Genomic DNA, 12,716 nt, shown 5'->3' with positions numbered 1-12,716 from the left:
AACATCGATTCTGATGGATTCTGATGGCCTTGCCGAATTTTTTCGAGGTCCGCAATAAACAATGACAGGGCTGCCGGCGTCTGCCAATATTTGGCTGGTGCCGTCGAACGCCTTCACTATCATGAGGCGCGAGGAGGCCGGGAGGAAACAAATGTCGGTTGGAATCCGCCACGACGATCTGCGCCGTCGCAACCGTGCGATGGTGATTTCAGCCGTGCGCCGGGCCGGCCAGCCGTCGCGGACCGAGATTGCGGCGACCACCGGCCTCAGCCACTCGACCATATCGGCAATCTCGTCTGATCTGATTCAAGAAGGCATCCTGATTGAAGGCAAACCTGGCGAGACCGGCGCACTGAAACGCGGCCGGCCGCAGGTGGGCCTTGGTCTCAACCCGGAAGCGGCGGCGGTGATGACCGTCGTGCTGTCGCTCAATTTCCTGTCCGTCACCGTCATCGACTATGCCGGCCACGTCGTCGCCGAGGAACAGCGCCGGCTGGACACGCTGACCAAGCCGCGCGACGAGCTGATTGGCGAATGCGTAGCAATCGTCCGGCGGCGGCTTGAGGATCCCGACCTCGATGTCCAGAGCATCGCCCGCATTGCCATGGGCATCCAGGGCATCACCGATTCGCAGGCGCGCGCCATGCTGTGGTCGCCGATCACGCCACTGACCGACATTGCCTTCGCCGACATGTTGGAAGCGGAATTCGGCATTCCTGCCACCATGGAGAACGATTGCAACATGATGGCGGTGGCGCTGCAATGGCGCCAGCCCGAGCGCTACCGCGACAATTTTATCGCCATCCTCTTATCGCACGGCATCGGCATGGGCCTGGTGCTGAAAGGCGAACTGTTCACCGGCACCCATTCCTCGGGCGGCGAGTTCGGCCACATGATCCACCGTCCGGGCGGCGCGCTCTGCCGCTGCGGGCGGCGCGGCTGCGTGGAAGCCTATGCCGGAAACTACGCCATCTGGCGCAGCGCCAAAATGATGGGCGAGGATGCCGAGCCGGTCGATATCGGCGACGCTGATATGCGCGCACTCGCCGCGCGCGCCCGCGAAACCGACGGCCCGGAGCGCGAAGCCTATCGCAAGGCCGGCGAGGCGCTCGGCTTCGGCCTCGGCAGCCTGTTTGCGCTGATCGATCCGGCACCCGTCGCCATGGTAGGCGTCAGCGCCGCCGCCTTCGACCTGATCGAGCCGGCATTGCGCGAGGCCATCGCCCAGACTGCCGGCGGCCAGCACTCGAAGTCGATCTCCTTCGACACCGAGCCCAACGAACTGCCGCTGATCCGCGAAGGCTGCGCCATGCGCGCACTCGGCTTCGTCGACCAGGAGATTTTCGCACCGGGCATTCAGCCCAAATCTGGCAAGCATGTCGCCTGAAAGGCCGGCAACGGCGCGACGCGCAGCATCCTAATCTTCCCTGATCGCGTAGCCGGCGCCGCGAATGGTACGGATGACATCCGGCATGCGGCCGTTGTTGACGGCCTTGCGCAGCCGCCCGACATGGACATCGACGGTTCGCTCGTCGATATAGATCGTCTCGCCCCAGACATTGTCGAGCAGTTGGCTGCGCGAGAACACGCGGCCGGGATGGCGCATCATGAATTCGAGCAGCCGGAACTCGGTCGGTCCGAGCCTGATCTCGCTCTTCTTGCGGTAGACCCGGTGCGATTCTCGATCGAGCACGATGTCGCCGACCTTGAGCACGCTGGACAGCACTTCCGGCTTGGCCCGGCGCAGCAGCGCCTTCACTCGCGCCATGAACTCCGGCGTCGAGAATGGCTTGACCAGATAGTCGTCGGCGCCGGTGGACAGGCCGCGCACGCGATCGCTTTCCTCACCGCGCGCGGTCAGCATGATGATCGGCAGCCGCTCGGTTTCGGGCCGCACTCTAAGCCGCCGGCAGAGCTCGATGCCGGAAACAGCGGGCACCATCCAGTCGAGCACCAGGAGATCGGGCACGTTTTCCTGCAGGCGGATCTCGGCCTCGTCGCCGCGTGTCACCACCTCGACGTGATAGCCTTCGGATTCGAGGTTGTAGCGGAGGAGCACGCCTAGCGGTTCCTCGTCCTCCACGACCATGATGCGTGGCGCGATCATCGGCAGTTCACCCTCATCAGGCCGGCATGGCCATCGCCGTCTCGTCCTGCTTCGGACGATTGGCGGGCAGTTGCTGGCCGGTCAGCACATAATACGCATTTTCGGCGATGTTGGTGACATGATCGCCGATGCGCTCAAGATTCTTGGCGCAGAACAAGAGATGCGTGCAGGCGGTGATGTTGCGAGGGTCTTCCATCATGTAGGTCAAGAGCTCACGAAACACGGACGTGTATTTGACGTCGATGCGCTCGTCGTCATTCCTGAGTTTTGCAAGCGCTGCCGCATCGGTGGCGGCATATTCCTCGACGACGCCTTGCACCTGGATCAGCACCAGCTGCGCCATGGCGTCGATGGAGTGCGACAGGTCGCGCGGCGTGACACTGAGGCCCACGGTGCCGACGCGCTTGGCGATGTTCTTGGCGAGATCGCCGATGCGCTCGAGGTCGCCGGCCATGCGGATCGAGCCGACCACGGCGCGCAGATCGTTGGCCATCGGCTGGCGCTTGGCGATCAGCGTGATGGCGCGGTCGTCCAGTTCGCGCTGGCGCGCATCCATGATGGCGTCGTCGGAAACGACACGCTGTGCCAGCGCATTGTCCGAATTGAGCAGCGCCCTGGTCGAGCCGCTGACCATCGAGCCTGCCAGATCGCCCATGTCGCGGATCAGCTTGCTGATCTGCCCGAGCTCTTCATCGAAGGAGGCGACGGTATGTTCACCCATGATCTTGGTCCTCGTGCCTGAAATTCACCCGCCGGAAGGTTCAGCCGAAGCGGCCGGTAATGTAATCCTGGGTGCGCTTGTCGTCGGGGTTGGTGAACATCTTGTCGGTTGCGCCCTCCTCGACGAGATAGCCGAGATGGAACATCGCCGTGCGCTGCGACACGCGCGCCGCCTGCTGCATCGAGTGGGTGACGATGACGATCGTGTAGTTCTGGCGCAGCTCGTCTATCAGCTCCTCGACACGGGCGGTGGCGATCGGATCAAGCGCCGAGCAGGGCTCATCCATCAGGATCACTTCCGGCGACACGGCGATGGCGCGCGCGATGCACAGGCGCTGCTGCTGGCCGCCGGACAGGCCGGTGCCGGGCTCCTGCAGGCGGTCCTTGACCTCGTTCCAGATCGCAGCCTTCTTCAGGCTCTGCTCGACGATCTGGTCCATGTCGGACTTGCGCTTAGCCAGCCCATGGATGCGCGGGCCGTAGGCGACGTTCTCGTAGATGGACTTCGGGAACGGGTTGGGTTTCTGGAACACCATGCCGACGCGTGCGCGCAGTTCGACGACATCGATGTTCTTGTCGTAGATGTCGTCTTCATCGAGCGTGATCTTGCCGGTCACCCGCGCCGAATCGATGGTGTCGTTCATGCGGTTGAGGCAGCGCAGGAAGGTCGACTTGCCGCAGCCGGACGGGCCGATCAGCGCCGTCACCTGGTTCTGGCGGACGTCGAGATTGACGTCGAACAACGCCTGCTTCTCGCCATAGAACACGCCGACCTTGTCGCCGCGCATCTTGATGACTTCGTTCGACTTGGCGTTCATTTTGTCGCCCACTGCATTCTCAAGGGACTGTTCGGTCATGATGTTCATACCAAATTGCCTTTTTTCTACCAGCGCCGCTCGAACCGGCGCCGGAGCACGATCGCGGTGATGTTCATGGCCATGAGGAAGACGAGCAGGATGATGATGGCGCCGGACATGCGCTCGACAAAAGCGCGCTCAGCCTCGTTTGCCCACATATAGATCTGAACCGGCAGCGCGGTCGCCGGATCGAAAGGCGTCGTCGGATAATCGGCGACGAAAGCGACCATGCCGATCAAGAGCAGCGGTGCTGTCTCGCCGAGCGCACGCGCCAGGCCGATGATGGTGCCGGTAAGGATGCCTGGGGCGGCAAGCGGCAGGATGTGATGGAACACCATCTGCATCTTGGAGGCGCCGAGACCTAGGGCCGCCGAGCGGATCGACGGCGGCACCGCGGCGAGGGCGGCGCGCGTGGCGATGATGATGGTCGGCAGCGTCATCAGCGTCAGCACCAGGCCGCCGACGAAGGAAGCCGAGCGCGGCATGCCGAGGAAGTTGATGAACACGGCAAGGCCAAGCAGACCGAAGACGATCGACGGCACCGCCGCGAGATTGTTGATGTTGACTTCGATCAGGTCCGTAAAGCGGTTCTTCTTGGCGAATTCCTCGAGATAGATCGAGGCGGCGACGCCGATCGGCAGCGCCAGCAACAGCACGATCACCATCATGTAGAACGAGCCGATGATCGCCACGCCCATGCCCGACGTTTCGGGCCGGCTGGAGGCGCCATAGGTGAACAGGCCGGTGTTGAAATGCTCGGCCATCACGCCGTCGGCTTTAAGCTTGTTCATCCAGTCGATCTGCTGGTTGGACACCTTGCGGCGCGCTTCATCGACGCCGAGGTCGATCTGACCCTTGAAGGCCGAGTCGAGGTTCGCGGCAGCCAGGATGTCGACGTCACGCGTCCTGCCGATCACCGACGGATCGGCGGAGACGATGTCGCGCAGCTGGACGCGGGCGCCTTCCGACAGGAAGCCCTTGAGCTTCAGCATCATCGGCTTGTTGGCCGGATCGATGCCGAGCTTGGCCACCAGCGCGTTTTCGGCGAGCTTGGGATAGTTCGCCTTGATCAGCACGGTAGGGTCGGTGGCGCGCTTGCCGGAGGGATCGATCACCTTCTCGTCGAAGGTGACCGGCAGCGTCACCGTCGTCTGCCAGAAGGCGGTGTAGCCTTTCGAGACGATGGTGATCAGCATGATGGCCAGGAACGCCAGGCCCACCGAGATCGCAATCACGCCATAGATGCGGAACCGGCGTTCGGCGGCATAGCGCGCCTTCAGCCCGATGTCGCGGCGCGGACGCGCGACGGCACCCGCCATCGTGTCCAGGGGGATGTCGGTCATTCGTACTGCTCCCGGTACTTGCGCACGATGTAGAGGGCGACGATGTTCATCACCAGCGTCAGCGCGAACAGCGTCAGGCCGAGCGCGAAGGCGACCAGCGTCTGCGGCGAGTTGAACTCGAGATCGCCGGTCAGCTGGTTGACAATCTTGACGGTGATGGTCGTCATCGCCTCGAACGGATTGGCCGTCAGATTGGCGGCGACGCCCGCCGCCAGCACGACGATCATCGTCTCGCCGATGGCGCGCGACGCCGTCAACAGGATGGCGCCGACGATGCCGGGCAGTGCCGCCGGCAGGATCACCCGCTTGATCGTCTCGGAGCGCGTGGCACCGAGGCCGAGCGAGCCGTCACGCATTGCGCGCGGCACCGCGGTGATGATGTCGTCGGACAAAGAGGACACGACCGGGATCAGCATGACGCCCATCACCAGACCGGCGGTGAAGATGCTCTGGCCCTGGATGAAGGGCGAGCCGCCGGTGAGTGCCGCCGACAGGTCGCGCAAGAACGGTCCGAGCGTGACAACGGCGAAGATGCCGTAGACGATGGTCGGAATGCCGGCCAGCAGTTCCAACGCCGGCTTGACCACCGAGCGCACACCGCGCGAGGCATATTCGGACATGTAGACCGCCGACATCAGCCCGACCGGCACTGCCACCAGAAGGGCGACGGCGGCGATGTAGAGCGTGCCGGCAAGAAGCGGGATCAGGCCGAACTGACCCCGGCTGCCGCCGGAACCGGCGGCGGCGAAACGCGGATCCCACACCGTGCCGAAGAAGAAGCTCATCGGCGACACGCTCTCGAAGAAGGTGATGGTCTGGAACAGCATCGACAGCACGATGCCGACCGTGGTCAGGATGGCGATGGTCGAGGCCGCAAGCAGCCCCCACAGCATCAGCTTCTCGACGTTGTTGCGCGCCCTGGCGCGCGGCGCGATCTGCCTCAGCGCATAGAAGGCGCCGGCGACCGACAGCGCGAAGGTCAGCACGGCGCTGAACAGGCCGAGCCGGTCCTGGACCTGGTTCGCCTCGACCGCGATCGGGATCATATAGTCCTGGGTGTCACTGGCCAGTGCCACGCCCTTGGCGGCGAGCAGCGGCTGCAATTCGGCGAAAGTAGCGGGAAGTGCGGTATCGCCATCGAGCCGGCGCAGGCCCTTGGCCAGGCTCTTCACCAGGCTGGCGTCGAGCGCTTCGCTGGCCACCTTTGTGTCGGCGGTGCGCTCGGGCAAAGCGGCATGGATATGCCGGTCGAGATAGAAGGAAGAGCCGATATCCCAGACGGCGAGCAAAAGGACGGCAGGCAGGACCGCGAGCAGAAAGGCCCACCAGCCATGATAATGCGCGCGCGAATGCGGCTTGACCTTGCCGGTATCCTGCGCCGCGGCGCGCTGGCGGCCGACCACAAAAGCGACCACGCCTATGGCGATGACTATGGCGAGTACGAGCAAGGACGACATAACCCACCCCAGGGAAAATTCAGATCGCCGCAGCCGTTTCGGCAAGCGGCGAAGTCAGGGCGCGGAGTTCATCCGCGCCCTGATCCGTCCGTTGATTACATTGTCTTTCCAGCGGCGAAGGCGTCGCGCTGGCCCTGACGTTCGGCGTCGGGAGCGGAAACCAGGCCGTACTGGGCGAGCGGGCTTTCCGGGCCGATCATCTGGTCATCAAGGAAGAACTCGACATATTCCTTGAGGCCGGGAACGACGCCCAGATGCGCCTTCTTGACGTAGAAGAACAACGGCCGCGACACGGGGTACGTGCCATCGGCGATGGTCTGCGTCGAAGGCACGATGCCTTCCACGGTAGCGACCTTCAGCTTGTCGGCATTGTTCTCGTAGAAGGCGAGGCCGAACACGCCAACGCCGCTCTTGTTGGAGTCGATGCGGGCCAGCGTCTCGGTGTAGTCGCCGTCAATGTCGACAGCCTTGCCGTCTTTGCGGATGGCGATGCAGGTCTTGCCGATTTCCTTGTCGTCGGCGATGCCGGCAGCCTTCAAAGCGGCCTTGTCGCAGCCGGCGTCGAGCAGCTTGGTCTCGAACACTTCACGGGTGCCGTGCTTCTCACCCGGGATATAGGCGGCGATATCCCAGTCGGGCAGCTTCGGATTGACCTGGTTCCACTTGGTGTTCGGGTTGTCGACCAGCTTGCCGTCGACCACCAGCTTGGCGGCGAGCGCCTTGTAGATGTCGGCGGGAACCAGCGCCCAGTCCGGACCCTTGATGTCGGAGGCAAAGACGATGCCGTCATAGCCGATGCGGACTTCCTGGACGTCCTTGACGCCGGCGTCGGCGCAGGACTTCAGCTCGTCCTTCTTGATCGGGCGCGAGGAGTTGGCGATGTCGATCGTGTCTTCGCCGACGCCCTTGCAGAACTCCTTGATGCCGGCGCCGCTGCCGCCGGACTCGACCACCGGGGTCTTGAAGTTGGTGAAGGTTTCGCCGAACTGCTCGGCGACGATCTTGGCGTAAGGCAGCACGGTCGACGAACCGGCGACCTGGATCTGGTCACGCGCAGCGGCGACACCGGACGATGCGGCGAACGCTACCGCCACGGCCGATGCCGTAACGAGGAATTTCTTCATGTGGCCTGCTCCTGTTCGGAAGATGGTCTCTTGGCGCCCTCTTCAAACCGGCGCCCGCTGAGGCCAATAGCCTTCGATTATTACAGTCGCATGACAGTTTCGTGTCAGCCCGGTAACGTCGCACAGACGCCTCGTGAGCCGCAGCCTTTAAGCCGGTTTGTGGGGATGGAAGTGCCGCTGGAATCAGACGCTTGCGCGATTCGTGCTGGCATCAAGTCCCGGCACACCGCAGGCCGCGATGCCGAGAAAGAAAAACCGGACGGGAGCGCGTTGCCCGTGGCCAGAGCGAATCTTGGCCGAGCCATCGCCAAAAACAGGTCCGTTGGGGTAGATTCGACGCTGTTTCTTGTCGGCGGTCGCTTGCTCCCGCCCGTAACTGAATGAGCGGTTTCGTCGCGACCATTGTCCTGACTGGGCGCCAGCTTTGATATGGTGCGATCGCACCATAGCCTTGGCTGTTGCGGCGCGGCCGAATCCCGGCCGGCGCCGCAGGTTGCTATCCAGCGTCTCGTTGGGCTTCGCCTGATATGCCGACCCAGCGCTCGACCTTTTCGAGCAGCGCCCTGGGGCTGATCGGCTTGGGCAAATAGTCATCCATCCCGGCTTCCAGGCAGCGCTCGCGGTCGCCCTTCAAGGCATGCGCGGTGACGCCGACGATCGGGATATGCATACCCGTATGTTCTTCAAGCCGGCGAATTGCGGCGGTGGCCTCGAGCCCGTTCATCTCCGGCATCGAGACGTCCATCAGGATCATGCGCGGATTAAGCCGGCCGAAGGCATCAAGCGCCTTGCGGCCGTTGCCGACGATTTCGAAACTGTAGCCGGTTTCGCCGATTATCTGGGTGAACACCATCTGGTTCACTTCATTGTCCTCCGCAACGAGGATGTCGAGCCGGCGTTCATCCCCGGCGGCCCGGGCGCGGGCACGAACCGGCGGCGGTTGCAGCAGGGCGCGTTCCGAGGCAGCGAGCGGCGGCTTTGCCGGCGACGGTTCGTTCCTGCCGCCACCGGAACCGCTGCTTGCCGCCGGCAGCACACGGCCGCCCGTGATGTTGTGATGGTGCCGCTGGATGGTGGCGACCAGCGTTTCCAGAAGCACCGAGGAACGCGCCGGCTTGATCAGCTGGGCGTCGATGCCGAGATCGCGATAGCTGGTGTTGGCGAGCGACTGGTCGACCGAAGTCAGCATGATGATCGGCGTGTCGGCCAGCCCTGCGGTGTTGCGCACGACGCGCGCCATTTCGGCGCCGCTCATCCCCGGCATCTGATAATCGAGCACGACGCAATCGACCGGCACGCCATAGACAGCCGCGGCGACCAGCACCTTGAGCCCTTCGGGTCCGCTTTCGGCGGCGCAGGAATCGAAGGTCCATGACGCCATCTGCTCGCTCAGGATCGATCGGTTGACGGCATTGTCGTCGACGATCAGCACCCGTGAGCCGGTCACGTCGACCGGCAAGATCCGCCGTCCGGTCTGTTCCTCGGCCCTGGGCAATGTCACGGTGAACCAGAAGGTCGAGCCCTTGCCTTCGGCGCTCTCGACACCGATCTCGCCGCCCATCAACTCGACCAGCCGCGAGGTGATGGCGAGCCCGAGCCCTGTGCCTTCGTGGCGTCTCGTCGACGAGGTGTCGGCCTGACTGAATTTTTCGAAGACGAGCTTCAGTTTCTCGTGTGGAATGCCTATGCCGGTGTCGGTGACCGAAACGGTAAGCTTTGTCCCCGTCGGCCCCCTTTGTCCGGTCACGTCGACCAGCACGTGGCCTTCGTCGGTAAACTTCACCGCGTTGCCGACCAGATTGGTGACGATCTGCCTGATGCGACCGACATCGCCGACGAACAGGCTTTCCAGGCCCGGCTCGACGCGCACGATGAGCTCGAGGTCCTTCTCCTTGGCGCGCGTCGATATCAGCGTCGCCACATCCTCGATCGCTTCGGGCAGGTTGAAGGGCGCAGGGTCGAGCACCAGCTGTCCGGCATCGATCTTGGAGAAGTCCAGTATGTCGTTGATGATGGTCAAGAGCGCGTTACCCGACTTGACGATGATATCGGTGAACGTCTTCTGCTTGGGATCGAGGTCGGATTTGGCCAGCAACTCGGCCATGCCGAGTACGCCGTTCATCGGCGTGCGGATCTCGTGGCTCATATTGGCCAGGAATTCCGACTTGGCGCGGTCGGCCAGTACGGCGCGCTGGCGCGCCTCGCGCAGTTCGGCCTCGCGCAGCTTCAGTTCGGTGATGTCGGTGGTCGACCCAATCAGATAGAGCGAACCGTCGGACGCGATCATCGCGCCCTTGCGGGCGAACTGGTGGCGCACGCTGCCGTCGGCAAGCGTCACCGTTTCCTCGATCTCCTGTGTATCGCCTGTGCGCAGCACGGCGAGATCGCTGTTGACGAAGGCTTCGCCGTCCTCGCCGAAAATCTCGATGTCCGTCTTGCCGATCGCGTCTTCCCTGCGGAGGCCGGTGAGGTCGCACCAGCCCTTGTTGACGTAGAACTGCCTGAGGTCGGAGCGCTTGGCGTAGATCGACACCGGCACGTTGTCGATGAGATTGCGGAACACCTCGTTCTCGCGCATGCTCTCTTCCAACGCCTGCTCGCGCGCCTTGACGTCGGTGATGTCGGTGCTGGACCCGACCAGGTGCACCGACCCATCGAGCGCCACCAGCCGGCTCTTGCGCGTCATCAATTGCCGCACCGTGCCGTCGCGATGGGTAACGGGCTCCTCGATCTCGCGGCCGCGGCCGGTGACGACGACCTGGGTGTCGTCATGGGTGTAGGTTTCGGCGTCGTCTATGCCGAAAAGCTGGAGATCGGTTCGGCCGATGACCTCCTCCTTGGGGATGCCGGTCAGCGCGCACCAGGCCTTGTTGACGAATTCCATGCTCAGATCCTGCGCCTTGATGAAGGCGGCGACCGGCAGTTCGTCCATGACGTGGCGGAACAGGTCGATCTGGCGCATGCTTTCCTGCAGCGCCTTTTCGCGGCTCTTGATCTCCGAGATGTCGACGCGCACGCCGATGAAGGTGCCGTCCTCGGTGCGCATATCGTAGACCTGATACCAGCGGCCGTCGGGATTGCACCGTTCGTAGGAGGAGTTCGGCAGGCGGTAGCGGGCGAGAATGGCATCCAGCCAGATGTCTCGATCGCCGTCATAGAGCTTGTCGGTCTCCGGATCGCCACTGAAGCGGAAATATCCCACGGAATGTCCAAGTTCCAACGCCTCGCGGAAGCTGCGGCGAGGCTGCCATGCCGGTTTCAGCGCCGGCAGCGTGTCTTGCAGCTTGCGGTTTGCAAAGACGAACTTGTCGTCGCGGTCATAGATGATGACGGCCGCCGGCAGCGACTCCAGCACCGTGGCGAGATTCTTGCGGGCGTCCTCGGCCTCGGTCTCGCGGCGCTTCATGTCGGAAATGTCGAACAGGAAACCGGCGACATAGTTGCGGCCGCTGGGCATGCCGACGCGGTTCTTGCGCACGATGCGCGAGCGCTTGGCGCCCTCGGCGTCGAAAGTCTCCTCGACCTCGTAGGGCGTGCCGGTCGCCAGCACGGCGCGTTCGCTGTCTTCGAATTGCGCGGCGTCCTTTTGCTTGAGGAAGTCGCCGCCGGGTCTGCCAAGCATCGCTTGCGGGCTCTGTCCGAACAGTGCCGAAAATGCCTCATTGACGAAGACGAAACGCAGATTGTCGTCCTTGACGAAGATCGGGTCCTTGACGCCGTTGATCACCGCCTCGGCCAGCCGCGATTTCTCCAGTGCTTGGGCGAGTTCAGCCTCGCGATCCTTCATGTTGGTGACGTCGACATAGGAGATCAGCCTTTTGCCGCCGGCGAGCGGCGCCAGCGAGGCAATCAGCGTACGGCCGTCATTGCGTGGCAATTGCCTGGAGCCCACCAGGCCGGCCGAGATTTCTGCTTCGCGCTCGGCGATGTGGTCCTGCCATTCCGCATCGTCAGCACCGTACGGGTCCATATCGCGGCTGGCCTGCATCAGTTCGCGGAAGCCGCAGCCGATGCCGGCGCGTCGGGGATCGATTTCCCAGAAATCATAGAAGGCGCGGTTGATCACCTCCGCGCGCATGTCCGCATCGAGGACAAGCACGCCGATCGGCATCTGGTTGACCATCGTGCGAAGATTGGCGAAGGTCTCCGTGATTTTGGCGTTGGCACTCTCGATCTCTGCGTCGCGACGCTTGAGCTCGGAGACGTCGTAGTAGGTCAACAGCCGCTTGCCGCCGGACAATGCCGTCACCGAGAACATCATCGTCCTGCCGTTGGCATGGAGAAATTCGCGTGGCGCAACCGAGCCGGCGCTGATCTCCTCGATGCGGGTGGCGAGGTAGTGCTGCCACTGCTGTTCATCGAGATCGCCGTAGATGCCGTTGCGGCGGTTGAGTTCCATCAACAGGCTGAACGGCGCGCCGACCGTGACGGCGCCGTCGGGAATCCTGGAGAGCTCGCGATAGGCCTTGTTGACGATGAGCGTATCGAACTTCGCGTCAAGCACCACGACGCCCATATGCATGGCATCCATCGTCCGCTCGAGATCGGCGAGGTGCTGCGTGGCCTCGCCGGCCGGCGGATCGCTCTCCTCCTCCCGCAGTTCGTCCAGCGCACCGGCCAGTGCCGTGACGTTGCGGCCGATGCCGCGATAGCCGATGAATTCGCCTTCGCCGTCGAACCGCGGGGAACCGGTGATCGAAACCCAGCGGCAGCCGGGACGGCCGCCCTTCAACTCATAAACAAAGTCGCGAAACGGCCGATGCGCCTGCAGATCCTCCAGATGCGCGGCGGCGTGTCGATTGCCGTGCACCATCTGCTTGAGGAAATCGAAGCGGAAACGGCCAAGTATGCTGGCGGGATCGATGCCGGTGGCGGCCTGGTAGTTCTCCGAAAGCCAGGAAAAGCGCAGCTCGGCGTCGGTCTCCCAGACCCAGTCGGCGCCGGCCTCGACCAGTTCGCGCAGCGCTTCGGGCGAACCCCCGACGGACGTATCCTCGCCGTTCACCACCCCTTTTCGGGAACCGCGTCCGCCGCGTGTTCCAACAGTCCCGTCAGCCATCCCGTTCCCACCCCGAAAGCCAAGGCCGAACCCCCTCAGCGGTTCGCCG

The 12,716-nt window shown here is 63.5% G+C and carries 8 protein-coding genes; 1 reads left to right on the top strand and 7 read right to left on the bottom strand.

The annotated features are described in order from the left end of the window. The first annotated feature begins 151 nt into the window (after positions 1–151). The gene (locus tag NKJ76_RS25270; protein WP_352538620.1) at positions 152–1,387 is read left to right on the top strand and encodes an ROK family protein; all 1,236 of its coding nucleotides are present in this window, start codon (positions 152–154) and stop codon (positions 1,385–1,387) included. 30 nt (positions 1,388–1,417) lie between these two features. Here NKJ76_RS25270 and phoB read toward each other — a convergent pair whose 3' ends face one another. The 7 genes from phoB to NKJ76_RS25235 form a co-directional block, all read right to left on the bottom strand. Further along, a complete protein-coding gene (gene phoB, locus NKJ76_RS25265; protein ID WP_031193203.1) occupies positions 1,418–2,107 on the bottom strand; it encodes a phosphate regulon transcriptional regulator PhoB in 690 nt (229 codons plus the stop codon). A gap of 16 nt (positions 2,108–2,123) precedes the next feature. Next, positions 2,124–2,828, bottom strand: a complete 705-nt coding sequence (gene phoU, locus NKJ76_RS25260; protein ID WP_352462178.1) for a phosphate signaling complex protein PhoU — start codon at positions 2,826–2,828, stop codon at positions 2,124–2,126. A 40-nt stretch (positions 2,829–2,868) separates the two neighbouring features. Continuing rightward, on the bottom strand, positions 2,869–3,693 hold the full coding sequence (pstB, locus tag NKJ76_RS25255; RefSeq protein WP_023670110.1) for a phosphate ABC transporter ATP-binding protein PstB: 825 nt from the start codon (positions 3,691–3,693) through the stop codon (positions 2,869–2,871). Positions 3,694–3,710: 17 nt separating this feature from the next. After that, a complete protein-coding gene (pstA, locus tag NKJ76_RS25250; protein WP_023683971.1) occupies positions 3,711–5,027 on the bottom strand; it encodes a phosphate ABC transporter permease PstA in 1,317 nt (438 codons plus the stop codon). After that, entirely contained in the window at positions 5,024–6,484 is a 1,461-nt protein-coding gene (gene pstC / locus NKJ76_RS25245) for a phosphate ABC transporter permease subunit PstC (protein WP_352538619.1), read from the bottom strand. Before pstC ends, pstA begins: the two co-directional genes overlap by 4 nt. A gap of 95 nt (positions 6,485–6,579) precedes the next feature. Further along, on the bottom strand, positions 6,580–7,608 hold the full coding sequence (locus NKJ76_RS25240; RefSeq protein ID WP_352538618.1) for a substrate-binding domain-containing protein: 1,029 nt from the start codon (positions 7,606–7,608) through the stop codon (positions 6,580–6,582). 496 nt (positions 7,609–8,104) lie between these two features. Next, on the bottom strand, positions 8,105–12,667 hold the full coding sequence (locus NKJ76_RS25235; protein WP_502902342.1) for a PAS domain-containing hybrid sensor histidine kinase/response regulator: 4,563 nt from the start codon (positions 12,665–12,667) through the stop codon (positions 8,105–8,107). Positions 12,668–12,716: the final 49 nt, after the last annotated feature.

The organism is Mesorhizobium sp. M0029 (genome assembly GCF_040323735.1).
Lineage (GTDB): Bacteria > Pseudomonadota > Alphaproteobacteria > Rhizobiales > Rhizobiaceae > Mesorhizobium.
Note: the sequence above shows the minus strand (reverse complement) of the source record. Positions and strands in the feature narration are given on the sequence as shown.

Excerpts from the sequence above, each read along its gene's own strand:
- NKJ76_RS25240 (WP_352538618.1), bottom strand. The coding sequence starts at position 7,608 with ATGAAGAAATTCCTCGTTACGGCATCGGCCGTGGCGGTAGCGTTCGCC.
- phoB (WP_031193203.1), bottom strand. The coding sequence starts at position 2,107 with ATGATCGCGCCACGCATCATGGTCGTGGAGGACGAGGAACCGCTAGGC.
- phoU (WP_352462178.1), bottom strand. The coding sequence starts at position 2,828 with ATGGGTGAACATACCGTCGCCTCCTTCGATGAAGAGCTCGGGCAGATC.
- pstC (WP_352538619.1), bottom strand. The coding sequence starts at position 6,484 with ATGTCGTCCTTGCTCGTACTCGCCATAGTCATCGCCATAGGCGTGGTC.
- pstB (WP_023670110.1), bottom strand. The coding sequence starts at position 3,693 with ATGAACATCATGACCGAACAGTCCCTTGAGAATGCAGTGGGCGACAAA.
- NKJ76_RS25270 (WP_352538620.1), top strand. The coding sequence starts at position 152 with ATGTCGGTTGGAATCCGCCACGACGATCTGCGCCGTCGCAACCGTGCG.
- NKJ76_RS25235 (WP_502902342.1), bottom strand. The coding sequence starts at position 12,667 with ATGGCTGACGGGACTGTTGGAACACGCGGCGGACGCGGTTCCCGAAAA.
- pstA (WP_023683971.1), bottom strand. The coding sequence starts at position 5,027 with ATGACCGACATCCCCCTGGACACGATGGCGGGTGCCGTCGCGCGTCCG.